Consider the following 15692-nt stretch of genomic DNA (forward strand, 5'->3'; position numbering starts at 1 on the left):
TGAAGCGCAATCCTTGGGGCGCGTTATCCGACCTTCGCCGGATCCCAGGCGCTGGAGCGGGCGGAGTCGATGGTCGCCTGGCCCAGCACTCGGCTGCCCTGGTAGACGACCATGGTCTGGCCCGGGGCGACGCCGCGCATTCCTTCGGGCAGGTTGACCACCAGTTCGTCGCGGCCCTCGGCCGAGCGTTCCATGTGGGCCACCGCGGCGACCGGGTCGCCGTGGGCGCGCACCTGCACCATGCAGTCGAATTCGGCGCCGCTGGCCACTTCCCCGATGGGCAGTCCGGCCCAGGAGATGCGGATGCCGCGCAGCTGGTCCACGGCCAGCAGGGCCTCCGGGCCGACGATGACCTTGTTTTCCTTCGGGCGGATCTCCAGCACGAAGCGCGGCTTGCCGTCCGCAGCCGGGCGGCCCAGGCGCAGCCCCTTGCGCTGCCCGACGGTGAAGGCCTGGGCTCCGGCGTGCTCGCCGAGCTCGTTGCCCTCGTGGTCGACGATCGCGCCGGGCTTCATCTCGATGCGTTCGGCCAGCCAGCCGCGGGTGTCGCCGTCGGGGATGAAGCAGATGTCGTAGCTGTCCGGCTTGTTCGCCACGGTCAGGCCGCGGGCGGCCGCCTCGGCGCGCACCTCGGCCTTGGACGGGGTTTCGGCCAGCGGGAACATGCAGTGCTCCAGCTGCTCGTGGGTCAGCACACCCAGCACATAGGACTGGTCCTTGGCCCAGTCGGCGGCGCGGTGCAGTTCCGGATTGCCCTGCTCGTCGCGCAGCACCTTGGCGTAGTGGCCGGTGCAGACCGCGTCGAAGCCCAGGGCCAGCGCCTTTTCCAGCAGGGCGGCGAACTTGATCTTCTCATTGCAGCGCATGCACGGGTTCGGGGTGCGGCCTGCCTCGTACTCCGAAACGAAGTCGTCCACCACGTCCTCGGCGAAACGGTCGGAGAAATCCCACACGTAGAACGGGATGCCCAGCTTGTCGCAGGCGCGCCAGGCGTCGTTGGAGTCCTCCACCGTGCAGCAGCCGCGCGAGCCGGTGCGCAGGGTTCCGGGCATGCGCGAGAGGGCCAGGTGCACGCCGACCACGTCGTGGCCGGCCTCGACCGCACGGGCCGCGGCGACCGCCGAGTCCACGCCGCCGGACATTGCTGCTAGTACCTTCATCGCGTAAAACCCGTTCCTGCCGTGTGGATGCTGCTTTCATCGGCTGCCATTCCAGCCTTCCTTGCCCGCTCATAGGCCTGCGGCAAGGCTTCCAATAATGCGTCAACGTCTGCCCGGGTGGATCTATGCCCCAGTGTGAAACGTTGCACACTGCGCGCCGACCGGGCATCCCGGCCCATTGCCAGCAGCACATGGGAGGGCTGCGGGACCCCGGCTGTGCACGCCGATCCGGTGGAGGAGGCGATCCCCAGCATGTCCAGCACGAACAGCAGTGAATCCCCCTCGCATTCGGGGAAGGTGAAGTGCAGGTTCCCCGGCAGCCGGGCGCCCCGGTTCTCCGCGTCGCGCGGGCCGTTGAGCACCGCCTCGGGGACCAGCTGCGAAATCCGCTGCACCGCGTATTCGCGCAACCCGCTCAGCCGCGCGGCTTCCTCGGCGAGGTGCTCCGCGACTTCCGTGGCGGCCGCGGCGAAGCCTGCCGCCGCCGCCGCGTTCAGCGTTCCCGAACGCATTTTCCGTTCATGTCCTCCGCCATGCTGGACCGGCATCAGGGTCACGTCGCGGCGCACCAGCAGTCCGCCGATGCCCACCGGGCCGCCGATCTTGTGGGCGCTGATGGACATGGCCGCCAGCTTCGAGGCCGCGAAGTCGGTGGGCACCGCGCCGAAAGCCTGCACCGCGTCGCTGTGCGCGGGGATCCCGTACCCGGCCAGCAGGGCCGCGAATTCAGGGACCGGCTGCACGGTGCCGACCTCGTTGTTGGCCCACATGATGGTGCCCAGCGCGATGCGTTCGTGGTGCTCATCGAGCAGGGCGCGCACGCCGTCCAGGTCCAGCACGCCGTCGGCGTCCACCGGCATCCAGCACAGTTCGGCCTGCTCGTGCTCTGCCAGCCAGGTGACGGTGTCCAGCACCGCATGGTGCTCGATCCCGGATACCAGGATCATCCGCGCCGCGGGGTTGGAGTCCACGCGGTTCCAGAACAGGCCCTTGAGCGCCAAGTTGTCTGATTCGGTGCCGCCGGAGGTGAAGATCAGCTCGCTGGAATGCGCGCCGGCCGCGGCCGCGATCGCGATGCGCGCATCATCGACCACGCGGTTGGCGCGACGGCCAGCCGCATGCAGCGACGAGGGGTTGCCGGTGGCAGCGAACTGGGCGGTGATGGCGGCCAGCGCCGCCGGGGTCATGTCCGTGGTTGCCGCGTGGTCCAGGTATACGGCGGAAGTATTCATATCCCTTCCATGGTACGAGCTTCGCGCACCTAGTTTGAATGGCCGATCCGTGTGAATTGCCCGACCTCGATGGCTTCGAGGCCCGGATCCTTCAAGATCGCCTCGATCAGCGCGGAGGGCCCGCCGATCAGCGTGCAGTCATCATAGGGCTCGGTGGACAGCATCCACGAACGGTCCTCGGGGAACACCAGCGCGGGACGCTGGCGCTGCTCCCCCGCCGCAGTCTTCGCCCACAGCGGGTCGCTCAGGAACGCCGCGTCGGCCTGGAATAGGTGGTAGTTGCGGTAGCCGCCGCCCAGGTCCAGCGGACCGGGGGCCAGGTCCTGAACCGCGAAGGCCGGCTTCTGCGCCTCGGCGAGCGCGGCGGCATGGGCCGCGGCATTCTGCTCGTCGCTCAGCGCAGGATCCGGTTCCAGCTCGATCTGGATGCGCTCGCCGCCTTCAATGAAGGCATAGCCCGCCCAGAGGCCCAGCACGAAGTCCTGCTTCCCGCTGGCCTGGATCAGCTGCAGGGCCAGGTCCTTCCACTGGTTCGCCGGCAGCTCGTCCAGCGGCAGGTCGGTGTCGACCCAGGCGTCCTCGGCAACCGGGTTGCCCTGGGCATCCAGTCCGGCAACCGTTTCAAACGAATCGGCGGCGGTCAGCACGTGGTGGCGGCTGGCGGCCACGGTGGACCAGCGCACCTGCCGGTCCTCCTCGTCCAGCGCCGGATGCAGGATGCGGGCATAGCGTTCATAGCCGACCGGCACCTGGGCGGTGACCGTCAGCGGGTCGGCATCGGCGCAGGCGTCGATGATCCATTGGCCGTATTCAGCGGATACATGGGAAAACTGCATGTCCTAAGACTACCGAGCCGAACGCCTGCCACCACGGGTTTTGCCCGGTGCAGTGATATGAATGATGAAGTAGGTCCGAACCCGTCAGCCAGCCACTTCAAGGGAGCCGCCACCGATGTACTTGCCAGATCTGCTGGTCCCGGTTCACCAGTTCGCCCGCCGGAGCATCGATTTCTCGCGCCGGATCGCGGTGATGGCGGTGATTAACCGCACTCCGGATTCCTTCTACGACGCCGGGTCGACGTTCGGGCTGGACGAGGCGGTGGCGGCGGCGCTGCGCGCGGTGGAGGCCGGGGCGGACTGGGTGGACATCGGCGGGGTGCCGTTTTCCCCGGGACCGGAACTGCCCTGGCGGGAGGAGGCGGAGCGCGTGGTCCCGGTCATCCGCGAGGTGCGCCGCCACAGCGACGTGGTGATTTCCGCCGACACCTTCCACCCTCTGGTCGCGCAGGCGGCCATCGACGCCGGCGCCGACGTCATCAACGACACCACCGGCCTGGCCTACCCCGAGCTGGCCAAGGTGGTGGCCGAGAACGACGTGCACCTGGTGCTGACCCATTCGCTGGCCAAGCCCCGCACCACCTACCCCCGCCCGCACTACGACGACGTGCTAGCCGAGGTGCGCCGCTACCTGCAGGACAAGGTTCAGCTGGCCAAGGACGTCGGCATCAAGGATTCGAAGCTCATCGTCGACCCCGGGCACGACCTGAACAAGAACACCCGCCATACTCTCGATCTGACCGCCGGTTTCCAGGCCATCGCCGAACTGGGCTACCCGGCTCTGGCGGCGGTGTCCAACAAGGACTTCATCGGGGAGACCCTGGACCTGCCGAAGTCCGAGCGCATGCTCGGTTCCATGGTCGCGGCCACGATGTGCGCCATGGGCGGGGCGCGGATCCTGCGGATGCACAACATCCCGGAATCCGTGCAGACCGTGCGTCTGATCGAAGCCGCCCAGGGCTGGCGCCAGCCGGTGCGGCAGATCCACAATATGGGAGACGTCAATCCCCCGGCGCATCCCGAACGCAAAGCCAGCGCCTAGAGCATCCGAGGAGATCCATGCGAGCCCTGCTGCCCCAGCCCATTGACCACGTCGACGACGAGTATCTGCTCTCCCGCTACGCCAGCACCCGGCGGCCGTTCGTCCGCTTCAACTTCGTCTCCAGCGTCGACGGCAGCGCGCAGCTCGGCGGGCTGTCGGCAGCGCTCGGCTCCGACGGGGACCAAAGGATCTTCAACCTCCTGCGCCGGCCGGCGCAGGTGGTGCTGGTCGGCTCCGGCACGGTCCACGCCGAGGGGTACGCCGGCCCGCTGGTCTCCGACGCGGACCAGGCCTGGCGCACCGCCCGCGGGCTGGGCGCCCACCCGGTGCTCGCCATCGTGTCCTACCATCTGTCCATCGCCCCGGACGCCGAGGTGCTGACGTCCTCGCCCGGGCCGGTGCTGCTCTACACCTGCGAGCAGGTCACCGGGCAGCAGCGCGACAGCTATCCGGAGCATGTCCAGCTGGTCCAGGTCGCGGACAACGGCCAGGGCCCGGACCCGGCGCAGATCGTCGCCGACCTCGATTCGCGGGGCCTGCAGGCCATCCATGCCGAAGGCGGACCACACATCTTCGGGCAATTCGTCGCCGCCGGCCAGGTCGATTCCCTGTGCGTGAGCTACTCCCCGGTCCTGGCCGCCGGCGCGGGGTCGCGCATCGCCCGCTCGCAGAGCGAGCAGCAGCGCAGCCTGACGCTGCATACCCTGCTGGAGGAAGACTCGATGCTGTTCGCGGAGTACCGCGCCGACCGCTAGCGCATCAGGTGCAGTGCGCCGGGAGCAACCCGCACGCTGAATGCTCCGCGGCCCAGCAGTTCACCGTCGGCGTAGCAGTCTTCCGAGGTCTCCACGCGGAATGCCTTCGCCCTGACGGCGACCCGGAACGGATGGTTTCTCCCGGCAAGTATCCGCGGTACATGCCTGAGCACCGGGGCGATCCGCTCGCCGCGCACCAGCGACAGGTCCGCCAGCCCGTCGTCGAATTCGGCCGAAGCGAACAACGTGATGCCGCCGCCCAGCGAACGGATATTGGCGATGCTCGCGGCCAACGCCGGTCCCCGGTACTCCAGCCCGCCGGTGTCGACCTCGGTGCAGAAGGCCTTGAGCTTCGGGATGCATAGCAGCAGCGCGGCGACATAGCGCAGCGAACCCAGCCGGCGCGGCAGCCGGTTGGCGCGGGCGTTGACCGTTGCCTCGAATCCCCAGGAGATCGCTCCGACAGTCAGCCGCACGATCTGCGGGGCCTCGTCGAATTCGACTTCCAACAGGTCGACCGGGTGCGCTGCAGCGCTCCCGGCGATGAATGCGGCGACCCGGTCCATCGACTGCGCCGGATTGGCGTCCCGGAGCATGCGCCAGGTATCGTTGCCGCTGCCCGCCGGGATGATCCCGAGCGGAATCCCGGTTCGTGCCAGGACCTGCACCACGTGGTGGATCAGCCCGTCACCGCCCACGACCACCACTGCGTCCGCGGACTTCAGCTGCGCGGCGATCCGCGCCGTCGGCTGGGAGGAGACGTCGAGCAGGTGCGCCACGGTGCCCGCATCCGCCAGCCGTCCGGCCAACTGCCTGGCGCGGCGCCATCCCAGTCCCCTGCCCGAGGCGGGGTGGAAAACGATCTGAAGGCGCTCGAAGCGTTGCTGGGTGGCCATGCCTATAGACAATACTCAGCGAACGTACAGTTTCGAAAAGCATTGGCCACAGGTCTTTCGATACCATAGAGAGGGTCGGCGACAATGCGCCGCCTCGAAAGGAACTTGCCTGACTATGAGCTCGCCGAGCCCCCATGAAATCCTTGGCGTATCCCGCACGGCAAGCATGGAAGAAATCAAGGTTGCCTACCGCAGGGCTGCCCGTGCCACGCATCCGGACTTGGGCGGGAGCGAAGACGCCTTCAAGGAAGTCCAGCGCGCGTTCCAGCAACTCAGCGACCAGCAGTCCGATGACTCCTTCGAGCGCAGCTTCCAGGCGCCGGGCCAGGCGCCGCGGGCAGGCTTCAGCGCCCGCCAGTACGACGAGCGGCTGCGCACCACGCCGCAGCAGCCCAAGGCCCAGCTGCCCACCGAGTACGTTCCGCCGCTGGACGATGTCAACTTCACCACCCTGGACTCCAAGCGATCCGCGCAGCGGATGCACGGGGAACCGCGCAAGCGTGGACTGTTCAGTTCCCGTTCGAGGCTGCAACGCGAAGCCACGACCATCAGTCTGCTGAGCAGAAACGTGCTCAACGTGCTCCCGGCGGCACGCCTAGTCAACGGGCTGCGCTCCCCCAACGGCGGCCACTACGACCACGTGCTGACCGCCGGATACCGGATGGCAGTGATCAACACGATGACCCTGCCTGAGGGCTACTACGCCTTCGACGGCTCGGTGCTGCGGCACGGCAACAAGATGACCCAGCCCCCGGAAATCCAGATCTCAGGCATGCAGCGGGCCTTCATGCAGATGAACGTCGCCGCCTACACGCTGGTCCTGGCTTCCAACGGGAACCACCACGAACCGGTGATCGAGTACCACCGCAATGCCCAGCCTTCGCTCGCCAGCTCCGCCAACGTGCTCAATGCGGCGGGTCTGGTGCGCGAGCTCAAGCTGTTCCTCGGCTCCGGGCCCTCTCCGAATGTCGTGGACCGCGAAGTCCTCGCCCGGCTGATCGGCGGCATGTACTAGGCCGATGAATCGATCTGCGCTCGCACCCCTTAAACTGGAAGTGTGTTTCGTATCGTTTTCAATGCCCCAGAAATTCCCGGCAACTCGGGCAATGCCATCCGACTATCTGCCATCACCGGTGCAGAACTGCATCTGGTCAAACCCCTAGGATTCAACTTCGAGGACGCGAACCTGCGTCGCGCCGGCCTGGACTACCACGATCTGGCGTTCGTGACCGTGCACGAAAATCTCGAGGCCGCCTTCGAAGCTCTCGGGGAAGGCAGGGTCTTCGCCTACACCTCCGAAGGCCAGACCATCTACAGCGATATCAGCTATGAGCCGAGCGACATCCTGCTCTTCGGCAAGGAATCGGTGGGCCTGAGCGCCGAGGACAAGAAGCATCCCCGCGTCACCGACCTGGTCAAGCTTCCCATGCTCCCGGGCCGCCGCTCGCTGAATCTGGCTAATGCTGCGTCCATCGTGGCCTTCGAGGCGTGGCGCCAGCACGGCTTTGCCGGAGCATAAAGTACCAGCGAAGTACGGCCACGTATACAGGTTTACCCAATCTTTATAAAGTAGGCTCGATATGTGCCTGCGGATCAGCAGGTATTGAACTTTGACCACAACCCCGGGAGAAACCAAGACAATGAACGGTAGCCATTCCCAGCACCGCGACGAGCCCCAGGACGACGACCTGGGTCTAGACCTGGTTGACCAAGTGGCCAGCAGTTCACGCGCCGAGAGGAGCTCCAAGCCGAAGCGCTGGATCCTCGGTGTTGTCGGCGTCGTGATCGTTGCGGTTCTCGCTCTCGTGGTCTTCTCGCTGCTCAACGGCGGCCCCAAGGCGTCCAAGGCTGCGAAGGCCGATGACGCGGTGACGCAGACCATCCAGCTCAAGAACGGCGGCCAGGCCGTCCTCAGCTCCTCCGAATCGGAAGACGCCATCGGCGTGGAACTGACCAGCCTGCCGGGTCTTGCCGACGGCCAGCAGTATGTCGTGTGGGCCGTCCATGAGGAAACCGGTGTTTCCGTTGTCGCCTCGTCCACCGGAGACGACGTCGATGCGGGATTGACCCCGGCCAGCGATGTCCTGGCCATCCACATCACCGTCGAAGGATCCTCGATTCCTTCGGCTCCGTCGGAGGACACCGAGGCTTCGGTGGACCTGCCGCTGGATCCGGCCGCCTCCGAGGTTCCGGACGCCCAGGACAACGGCGCCGGCGGCGCCAACGCCCCGGGCGCGGACGACTAGACGCCGTCCAAGACCGCAAAACGCGAGGCGCGTTCCCTTTCGGGAACGCGCCTCGCGTTTTGTGCTTTGATGATCTCCGGCGCTAGAAGCCCGAAATCGTGTCGTCCGCGTTCACGGCGACCAGGTGGAAGGATTCGGCCAGCGCTTCGGCTGGCAGCCCCCCGCGTTCGGCATTCGTCCGGCACTGGTGCTCCACGAAGCGTTCCATGGAGGCGACGTCGGGGTGCTGGGTGAAATGAGCCCGCAGCGCATCCATCTTCTGCTCGAAGAACTTCGTGATGTCCACGAAACCGTTTTCCCTCTCGCGCGGAGCCCCGTAGAGCCACAGCCAAGGCACCTTGTACGCGTTCAGGCCCTCGTCGCTCACCAGTTCCGGGTAGGCGAAGGGGTTCTCCACAGCCGGGTAGATCGCCTGGGTGACCGCTTCGCCGCAGGCCAGGTGATCCGGATGCGAGCGCTGGATGCGGTCCCAGTTGCGTTCGGGGTGCATGGCCATCACGATGGTGGGGCGCACCTGGCGGATCAGGCGCACCACCTTGCGGATGACCTCATGGGTGGGCTCCAGAAAGCCGTCGCGCTCACCGAGGAAGTGCACGGTGCTCACGCCGACCTTCGAGGCTGCCACGGTCTGCTCCAGGTGGCGCAGGCGCGCGGTCTCCTGCGGGTCGCGTTCGTCGAATCCGCCAGCGTCCCCGTCGGTCATGATGCAGTACTGCACCTCGACACCGGCCGCAGTGAGCGCGGCGATGGTTCCGGCCGCACCGAAGTCCAGGTCGTCCGGGTGGGCGGCGAAGGCCAGAACCCGTTCGGTTTGGGCAGTGATGAATTGGGTTGTATCGATCATGCTCGGCGGCGCCTGATCTCCGCGGCGGCCTGCGGCAGCACCTTGGCCAGATCCCCGACGATCCCCAGATCCGCGATGTCGAAGACCGGCGCGTCGACGTCCTTGTTCACTGCGATGATGTACTTGCTAGTCTGCATTCCGGCCTTCTGCTGGATCGCCCCGGAGATTCCGGCAGAGATATACAGCTGCGGCGACACGGTGACGCCCGTCTGGCCCACCTGCGCGTCATGGGAAATCCACCCGGCGTCGGTCGCGGCGCGCGAAGCGCCGATGGCGGCGCCCAGCGCGTCGGCAAGGTCTTCCAGGGGACCGAAGTCGCCGTCGACGCCGCGCCCGCCGGCAACCACCACGCGGGCTTCGCTCAGCGACGGACGTTCCGAGGCGACCTTCTCCTCCACGGCCACGATGCTCACCTTCGGCGCTGCCGCGTCGCCGAGGACCAGATCCGTGACCTGCACGGTGCCTGCGGAGCCTGCCGGTGCGTCCTCAATGCTGTTGGGCTTGACGGCGGCGATCAGCACGCCGGTGGTGGACTTCGCGCTGGCGGTGTAGCTTCCGGCGAGCTCATCCTTGGTGGCGATCAGTTCGGCGGATACGTCGATCACGTCGGTGACGATGGCGGCATTGCGGCGTACCGCGATGCGTGCGCCGAGTTCGCGGCTGAAGCTGTCGTTGCCCAGCAGCACCAGGTCCGCATCGGTGTGCTGCAGTGCGGCATCCAGCACTGCCAGCTCATGCTCGCCGAATCCCCGCCCCGGATTGGCCGCCTGCAAGGCGGTGCCGATGCCGTAGCCCGCGATGGCCTCGCGGGCCTCGGCGGAAATCTCGGTGGCGGCGGCCACCACAGCGGTCCCGAAGCGCGAGGCCAAGGTCAGCAGCTCGCGCTGCGCCTTGCCGGGTGCGGCGCTGAGGTCGGTGAAAAATACAAGTGCAGAAGACATGTTCAATAGGTCCTTAGATCAGCTTCTGTGCGGCCAGGAAGTCGACCAGGGCAATGCCTGCGTCGCCGCTGTCATGGATGATGGTGCCGGCTGGCCGGGCAGGGCGCTGCTCGGCGGCCAGCACCGAGGTGGTGGAGCCCTCAGCCCCGACTTCCTGCGCAGCCAGGCCGATACCGGCCAAATCGACTTCCTCGATGCTTTTCTTCTTCGCGGCCATGATGCCCTTGAAGTTCGGGTAGCGCGGGTCGTTGGCCTGATCGGTAACCGACAGTACGGCAGGAAGGCCTGCCTTGAGGGTCACACGCTGATTCAGGTGCTCGCGGTCGACGGTCAGCTCGCGGGCCGAGGCATCGAAGGCCACCGAGGCGGCATGGGTCAGCTGGGCGAAGCCGAGCAGTTCGGCGAGCTGCGCCGGAACCACCGAGGTTTCGGCGTCGGTGGATGCCATGCCGGTGACCACGAGATCCACATTGGGCACGTGGCGCACCAATGCCGCCAGGGCTTTGGAGGTAGCCACGGCGTCCGAACCGGCGAGCGCTGCGTCATTCAGGTGGAGCCCCGAGGAGGCGCCCATCTGCAGCGCCTTCTTGACCGAATTCACCGAGCTGCCTGCTCCCATGGTCGCCGCGATGACCTGGTGACCCGCCGCGAACCCTCCGTTGTCCTCTACGAGGGCCAGCGCCGCCTCGACGGCGTACTCGTCCAGTTCCGAAAGAACCGACTCGGACCGGTCCAGCCGCAGGGATTCCTGGTCGATATGCCGGTCAAACTGGACATCTGGGACATGTTTGACCAAGACCACGATGGTCAGTGGCGTAGTGCTCGCGTCGCTCATTCGCGCCTTCCTCGAAGTATAAGGAATCCGGCCGCGCAGGGCATCTGGCGCCGGAAGTTTTCATCTGCCTCTATCGTATCCACCAACGGCCACCCCGTTGCCGTTTATCGCTCAGAGATCAACACGTGACGCGGTTGGTTAATCACCAGACCGCGTCACGTGTCTCACAATGACAATATGACGACTTTTGGAGTCATATTTAGTTGCTGCTCAACGAACCCACAGTGGCCGTTGCGGTATTCTCCTGCCCGTTGCGCAGGTACGTGATCTTCGCTTCGCCACCGGCCGGCACCTCGCGGACCGCTGCCGTGACGGTCTGCGAGTCGCGGACCGCTCGGCCGTTGACCGAGGTGATCACGTCCCCGGACTTCAGCCCGGCCTTGTCCGCAGCCGAACCCTTGGTGACATCGACGATGGTCGCGCCTACCGAAAAGGAGGTGGTCGCGGCGCCGGATGAATCCTTGGCTCCTGCCGTAGCCTGGACGGTGGCCCCCAGCAAACCGTGGGTGGCGGTGCCGTTGGCGATCAGGTCGTTCGCGATGCGCTTGGCGTAATCGATCGGGATGGCGAAGCCCACGCCGATGGAACCGGAGTCCTCGGTGCCGCCGGCCGAGGCGATGGCGACATTGACGCCGATGATTTCGCCCTTGGAGTTGACCAGCGCACCACCCGAGTTGCCGTGGTTGATGGCCGCGTCGGTCTGGATGACGTTGACGTAGATGGTGCCGGCCGAGCGCTGCTGCTGTTCTTCGCCGGGGAACTGGAAGTTGAATTGGCTTCCGTTGTCGCCGTTGCTTTCAGGCGCGGTGTTTTCAGGCACTGCCGAGGATGCGATGGAAATCGTGCGGTTCAGTGTCGAGATGATGCCGTCGGTCACCGTGCCGCTCAATCCCAGAGGTGCGCCGATGGCCACCGAGGTGTCGCCGACGTTCAGGTCCGCGGAACTACCGAGGGTTGCCGGTACCAGGTTGCTGGCATCGATCTTGATCACGGCCAGATCCGACATCGGGTCGGTGCCGACGACCTTCGCGCTGTAGACCTGTCCGTCATTGGTCTGCACCGAAATGTCGGGGTCAGCCACCTTGCCGCCCAGCGTCACCACGTGGGTGTTCGTGAGGATGTGGCCTTCATTGTCCAGGATGATGCCCGAACCCGATCCGCTGGAACCGCCACCGGAAACTTCGATGGTCACCACGCTGGGGCTGGCCTTGGCGGCTGCCGCAGTGACTTCGGTGACGGAGTTGGGATTGTTGATCACGACCCCCGCCTGCGGGGCTGGGGTGGTGGTGCCGTTGCCGCTTCCCGTGTCCGAGAGGAAGTAGGTCGTTCCCGCAGCGGCCAGGCCGCCGACCAGGGCCGCGGCGACCATGCCGGAAACCAGGGTGGTGCCGGCGAAGGTCTTCTTGCCCGATGGCTTGCGTTCAGGCGGCACCGGGTAGTTCACGTGCTGCGAGTCCGAGGCGGAGTACCCCGAACCATAGGCGGCGCTCGACGTGTTCTCCGAGGCATTCGAGTAGTTGTATGAGCTTCCTGCCCCGGCGTGCTGGTACTCCGAAGTTGCGTCCTCGCTGTGGTTGGAGCGCGGGTAGGCGGCGGTCGGCTGATCGGTGCCCTGGGGGTTCTGGCCGACCCGGGGAAGGTTGACTGTCGGCTCAGACGATGCCGGCACATTGACATCGGGATTGCTTCCCGAGTGTGCAGAGCCACCAGCAGTGTTGTCGCGTGGCTCGTTCGGGTTCTGGCTCATTGTTCCGTCTCTTTCGACTCTAGGATCTCTTGAATTCGATTATTCCGTTGCGTTCTGTGGCATGAAACTGCGCAAACTTAGCACGCCCTGTGAGTAACTATTCTGGAAGCGGAATGTCGTAGACGTGCTTCACTGGGGCAAATAGAATCAAATCGAAGTGTGAATACGGCTTCCTGTATTTACCAAATCGGGGTTTCACCCTTGGTTTTAGTTCGACATAGCAGTTCAGGTGGGGAAAGCATGAGTAGCAAAGCTCGGCGCATAGTGGCCGGAGCACTATTGGCCTCAGTGGCCGCGGTGGGTTTGACATCGCCGGCCATGGCGGAATCTCCGGTCACGATACCTCCCGGCGACTTCGTTGTTGACAATTCAAACGTACTTGGTTCAGATGTGTCGCAGCTGGAAGACCAGATTTCGCAGCTGCGCAAGGACACTGGTTACAGCCTATTCGCTATCTATGTCGATGAGTTCACTAATCCAGAGAATCCCCAAGACTGGGCTAAGGAAGTCTTCAACAAGAAGAACATGGGCACGAACGATGTCATCTTGGTGGTCGGCACCGAGTCACGCCAAGCATTCCTGGGTAGTTCCAACAACAGCCCGGTGAACGAGTACCGTCAAGAGATCTTCTCGAATGACGTTCTGCCTGCCTTGAGCGACGACGATTGGCTGGGTGCTGCAGAGGGCGCCATTGCGGGTATTGAGAATGTCGACAGCGGAGCCATCGCCGGAAGCGGTTCTTCCAATTCTTCCTCCGGCTTCAGCTTCTTCTGGGTCATGATCGTCATCGCCGGTGGCGCTGTCGTCGCCTTCATGGTGTTGAGCCGCCGCGGAAAGTCGAAGTCAGCGCAGCTACCAACAGGACAGCGCCCCGGATCCTCCGGCGTACCGCAACAGCAGCTGGTTCCACTGGATCAGCTGCGCCGGCAAGCTGACCAGCTGCTCGTCGCTGCAGATGACTCAATCCGCTCCTCCGAACAGGAGCTGGGATTCGCCGAAGCCCAATACGGCAAAGAGTCCATCGAGGTGTTCACCCAGGACCTGGCCCAAGCCAAGCAGCACCTGTCCGAATCGTTCCGTCTTCAGCAGCAGCTGGATGACGACATCCCGGACACCGAACAAGACCAGCGTTCATGGCTCGGCGAAATTATCAATCGCTGCGGGCAGGTCAATGAGACGCTGCAGAAGCATGCCGAGGATTTCAAGAAACTGCGCCAGTTGGAGCAGAACGCAGAAACCCGGATCACCGAAGTTGCCGCCGAGCAGGAACCGCTGAATCAGCAGCTCTCTGCCCGGGTTGCGATCCTCGAACAGCTCACCGACAAGTACGACCAGTCCGCGGTTTCGCAAATCCTGGACAATGCCAAGCAGGCCTCTGACCGTTTGAGCTTCGCCGCCTCGGCGCTGAAACAGGCTTCCGAGCAGCTGGGCAGCGACCGCGCGAACGCCGCGCTGCTGATCCAGAACGCCGAGGAAGCTCAGGACCAGGCAGAAGTCCTGCTTGAAGCCATCAACAAGTCGGCGACGGCTCTAAGCCAGGCAGAATCGGATTTGGAATCCGCGGTAGCGCTCGCCTCGCGGGATGTAGCCCAGGCGCAGGCGTTGGTGAACAACGGTTCCCAGCCTGCTTTGGCCGGTCCCGTTGCCGGCGTGCTCAGCGCCTTGAACAACATCAAGCAGTCGATAGGTAGCAAGCACAACCCACTGGCCCTCATTGCCCAGCTTGATCAGGCAAGCAAGCCGCTGGCGACGTCGCTGGCCAATCTGCGCAACCAGGCAGAGCAGGAGCAAGCCGCACGCGAGCAGCTGCAGAGCCTGCTGCATACGGCCGAATCGCGGATCAACGGCACCGAGGACTACATTCGTGCCCGCCGCGGCGGCGTCCGCTCCTCGGCGCGCACCCGGCTTTCCGAAGCGCAGCGCGCCTACGACGACGCTCGTTCGCAGGCCAACCGTAATCCGTCCGCGGCAGTTGCGTCAGCACAGCGCGCGATCCAGCTGGCCGACCAGGCCGCAAGCATGGCTGAACAGGACGTCAACGGTTTCGGCGGCGGGGACGTCTTCGGCGGCGGCTACGGAGGCCGTGGCCGCGGACGCGGCGGAATGTTCGACGGCATCGGCGGTGCCGTGCTCGGTGGAATCCTCATTGATTCGATCCTCCACGGCGGCGGCAACAACGGCGACGGCGGCATGTTCGGTGGCGGTGGTTTCGGCGGCTTCGGTGGAGGCGGCGGAGGCTTCGGCGGAGGGGACGGCGGCGGCTTCGGCGGAAGCGGCGGCAGCTTCTAGCCCGTCGGCCAAGTGTTTTTCAAAGTGTGCACGACCCGATTTCATAATCATCAATCAGACAGGACGAGGCAACCATGACCAAACAGTCAATCTTCGGACGTATCTCCCAGCTGGCGAAGGCCAACATCAATGCACTGCTTGATTCCGCAGAAGATCCCCAGAAGATGATGGATCAGATGGTTCGGGACTATAACGACAACATCGCCGAAGCCGAACAGGCGATTGCCCAGACCATCGGCAACCTGCGGATGATCGAAGACGATTACAAGGAAGACCAGCAAGCCGCAGCAGACTGGGGCAACAAGGCCTTAGCTGCTTCCAACAAGGCTGATGAGTTCCGCAGCGCAGGAAACGCCGCCGATGCGGCCAAGTTCGACAACTTGGCCAAGGTGGCCATCCAGCGCCAGATGCAGTCTGAATCGGAGATGAAGACTGCTGAGCCGACGATCTCTTCCCAGCGTGAAATCGTCGAGAAGCTGAAGACCGGCCTGAACCAGATGAAGGAAAAGCGTACCGAGCTCTCCAGCAAGCGCGATGAGCTGGTCGCCCGTTCCAAGGCCGCTCACGCCCAGAACCAGGTCAATGAGGCGGTCAAGGCCGTCAACATCATGGATCCGTCCAGCGAGATCGGTCGCTTCGAAGAAAAGGTCCGTCGCGAAGAGGCTCGGGTCCGCGGTGCGGCAGAGCTAGCGTCCTCCAGCCTGGATGCACAGTTTGAGTCCTTGGAGGATCTCGGTGAGCAGACCGAGGTCGAGGCCCGCTTGGCAGCGTTGAAGGCCAAGCAGACCGGCCAGCTGGAAGGCTAGACGCCTGCCGGCGTGATCGCCGGAAAGGGGCTCGAGCCCTGGCAAGACATTGTCATTGTCTTG

At 65.0% G+C, this 15692-nt stretch carries 15 protein-coding genes; 7 read left to right on the top strand and 8 right to left on the bottom strand.

Features of this window, described 5'->3' with window-relative positions; translation table 11 throughout:
- Positions 1–23 precede the first annotated feature (23 nt).
- Genes mnmA through C1H84_RS02905 form a run of 3 tightly spaced genes read right to left on the bottom strand, consistent with a single transcriptional unit; the run spans position 24 to position 3228 of the window.
- On the bottom strand, positions 24–1160 hold the full coding sequence (gene mnmA, locus C1H84_RS02895) for a tRNA 2-thiouridine(34) synthase MnmA (protein ID WP_113606479.1): 1137 nt from the start codon (positions 1158–1160) through the stop codon (positions 24–26).
- Positions 1157–2392, bottom strand: coding sequence for a cysteine desulfurase family protein (locus C1H84_RS02900; RefSeq protein WP_047119522.1), 1236 nt, complete (start codon positions 2390–2392; stop codon positions 1157–1159). The genes mnmA and C1H84_RS02900 overlap by 4 nt, the downstream gene beginning before the upstream one ends.
- A gap of 29 nt (positions 2393–2421) precedes the next feature.
- Positions 2422–3228 (bottom strand): hypothetical protein, encoded by an 807-nt coding sequence (locus C1H84_RS02905; protein ID WP_047119523.1) that lies wholly within the window; start codon positions 3226–3228, stop codon positions 2422–2424.
- A gap of 115 nt (positions 3229–3343) precedes the next feature.
- Here C1H84_RS02905 and folP point away from each other — a divergent pair, with 115 nt between their 5' ends.
- Complete coding sequence (gene folP / locus C1H84_RS02910; protein WP_053798425.1) at positions 3344–4270, top strand: dihydropteroate synthase; 927 nt, start codon at positions 3344–3346, stop codon at positions 4268–4270.
- 17 nt (positions 4271–4287) lie between these two features.
- A complete protein-coding gene (locus tag C1H84_RS02915) occupies positions 4288–5025 on the top strand; it encodes a dihydrofolate reductase family protein (protein WP_053798426.1) in 738 nt (245 codons plus the stop codon).
- Here the strand turns inward: C1H84_RS02915 and C1H84_RS02920 are convergent.
- Positions 5022–5921 carry a diacylglycerol/lipid kinase family protein gene (locus tag C1H84_RS02920; protein WP_113606480.1) on the bottom strand — a complete coding sequence of 300 codons (900 nt, stop codon included), beginning with the start codon at positions 5919–5921 and terminating at the stop codon, positions 5022–5024. The two genes, C1H84_RS02915 and C1H84_RS02920, sit on opposite strands and share 4 nt — an antisense overlap.
- 115 nt (positions 5922–6036) lie before the next feature.
- Here C1H84_RS02920 and C1H84_RS02925 point away from each other — a divergent pair, with 115 nt between their 5' ends.
- The 3 genes from C1H84_RS02925 (at position 6037) to C1H84_RS02935 (ending at position 8167) form a co-directional block, all read left to right on the top strand.
- Positions 6037–6936 carry a J domain-containing protein gene (locus tag C1H84_RS02925; protein WP_160309085.1) on the top strand — a complete coding sequence of 300 codons (900 nt, stop codon included), beginning with the start codon at positions 6037–6039 and terminating at the stop codon, positions 6934–6936.
- Positions 6937–6978: 42 nt separating this feature from the next.
- The gene (locus tag C1H84_RS02930; RefSeq protein WP_047119526.1) at positions 6979–7440 is read left to right on the top strand and encodes a tRNA (cytidine(34)-2'-O)-methyltransferase; all 462 of its coding nucleotides are present in this window, start codon (positions 6979–6981) and stop codon (positions 7438–7440) included.
- A 121-nt stretch (positions 7441–7561) separates the two neighbouring features.
- Positions 7562–8167 carry an anti-sigma factor domain-containing protein gene (locus C1H84_RS02935; protein WP_113606482.1) on the top strand — a complete coding sequence of 202 codons (606 nt, stop codon included), beginning with the start codon at positions 7562–7564 and terminating at the stop codon, positions 8165–8167.
- 82 nt (positions 8168–8249) lie between these two features.
- Here C1H84_RS02935 and C1H84_RS02940 read toward each other — a convergent pair whose 3' ends face one another.
- From C1H84_RS02940 to C1H84_RS02955, 4 genes are all read right to left on the bottom strand, one after another.
- Complete coding sequence (locus tag C1H84_RS02940; RefSeq protein ID WP_113606483.1) at positions 8250–9011, bottom strand: PIG-L deacetylase family protein; 762 nt, start codon at positions 9009–9011, stop codon at positions 8250–8252.
- Positions 9008–9952, bottom strand: a complete 945-nt coding sequence (locus tag C1H84_RS02945) for an electron transfer flavoprotein subunit alpha/FixB family protein (RefSeq protein WP_047119529.1) — start codon at positions 9950–9952, stop codon at positions 9008–9010. The genes C1H84_RS02940 and C1H84_RS02945 overlap by 4 nt, the downstream gene beginning before the upstream one ends.
- 13 nt (positions 9953–9965) lie before the next feature.
- Entirely contained in the window at positions 9966–10787 is an 822-nt protein-coding gene (locus C1H84_RS02950; RefSeq protein ID WP_113606484.1) for an electron transfer flavoprotein subunit beta/FixA family protein, read from the bottom strand.
- A gap of 199 nt (positions 10788–10986) precedes the next feature.
- On the bottom strand, positions 10987–12534 hold the full coding sequence (locus C1H84_RS02955) for a S1C family serine protease (RefSeq protein ID WP_047119530.1): 1548 nt from the start codon (positions 12532–12534) through the stop codon (positions 10987–10989).
- Between the two features lie 318 nt (positions 12535–12852).
- Between C1H84_RS02955 and C1H84_RS02960 the strand changes: the two genes are divergently transcribed.
- Together C1H84_RS02960 and C1H84_RS02965 are read left to right on the top strand one after the other, a co-directional pair.
- Complete coding sequence (locus C1H84_RS02960) at positions 12853–14823, top strand: TPM domain-containing protein (RefSeq protein ID WP_280524249.1); 1971 nt, start codon at positions 12853–12855, stop codon at positions 14821–14823.
- A gap of 74 nt (positions 14824–14897) precedes the next feature.
- Positions 14898–15629 (top strand): PspA/IM30 family protein, encoded by a 732-nt coding sequence (locus C1H84_RS02965; RefSeq protein WP_047119532.1) that lies wholly within the window; start codon positions 14898–14900, stop codon positions 15627–15629.
- Positions 15630–15692: the final 63 nt, after the last annotated feature.

It is taken from the genome of Glutamicibacter soli (assembly GCF_003309065.1).
In the GTDB taxonomy this organism is placed as follows: Bacteria; Actinomycetota; Actinomycetes; order Actinomycetales; family Micrococcaceae; genus Glutamicibacter; species Glutamicibacter soli.

Coding starts and splice junctions, on each gene's coding strand:
- mnmA (WP_113606479.1), bottom strand. CDS start 1,160: ATGAAGGTACTAGCAGCAATGTCCGGCGGCGTGGACTCGGCGGTCGCC.
- C1H84_RS02900 (WP_047119522.1), bottom strand. CDS start 2,392: ATGAATACTTCCGCCGTATACCTGGACCACGCGGCAACCACGGACATG.
- C1H84_RS02905 (WP_047119523.1), bottom strand. CDS start 3,228: ATGCAGTTTTCCCATGTATCCGCTGAATACGGCCAATGGATCATCGAC.
- folP (WP_053798425.1), top strand. CDS start 3,344: ATGTACTTGCCAGATCTGCTGGTCCCGGTTCACCAGTTCGCCCGCCGG.
- C1H84_RS02915 (WP_053798426.1), top strand. CDS start 4,288: ATGCGAGCCCTGCTGCCCCAGCCCATTGACCACGTCGACGACGAGTAT.
- C1H84_RS02920 (WP_113606480.1), bottom strand. CDS start 5,921: ATGGCCACCCAGCAACGCTTCGAGCGCCTTCAGATCGTTTTCCACCCC.
- C1H84_RS02925 (WP_160309085.1), top strand. CDS start 6,037: ATGAGCTCGCCGAGCCCCCATGAAATCCTTGGCGTATCCCGCACGGCA.
- C1H84_RS02935 (WP_113606482.1), top strand. CDS start 7,562: ATGAACGGTAGCCATTCCCAGCACCGCGACGAGCCCCAGGACGACGAC.
- C1H84_RS02940 (WP_113606483.1), bottom strand. CDS start 9,011: ATGATCGATACAACCCAATTCATCACTGCCCAAACCGAACGGGTTCTG.
- C1H84_RS02945 (WP_047119529.1), bottom strand. CDS start 9,952: ATGTCTTCTGCACTTGTATTTTTCACCGACCTCAGCGCCGCACCCGGC.
- C1H84_RS02950 (WP_113606484.1), bottom strand. CDS start 10,787: ATGAGCGACGCGAGCACTACGCCACTGACCATCGTGGTCTTGGTCAAA.
- C1H84_RS02955 (WP_047119530.1), bottom strand. CDS start 12,534: ATGAGCCAGAACCCGAACGAGCCACGCGACAACACTGCTGGTGGCTCT.
- C1H84_RS02960 (WP_280524249.1), top strand. CDS start 12,853: ATGGCGGAATCTCCGGTCACGATACCTCCCGGCGACTTCGTTGTTGAC.
- C1H84_RS02965 (WP_047119532.1), top strand. CDS start 14,898: ATGACCAAACAGTCAATCTTCGGACGTATCTCCCAGCTGGCGAAGGCC.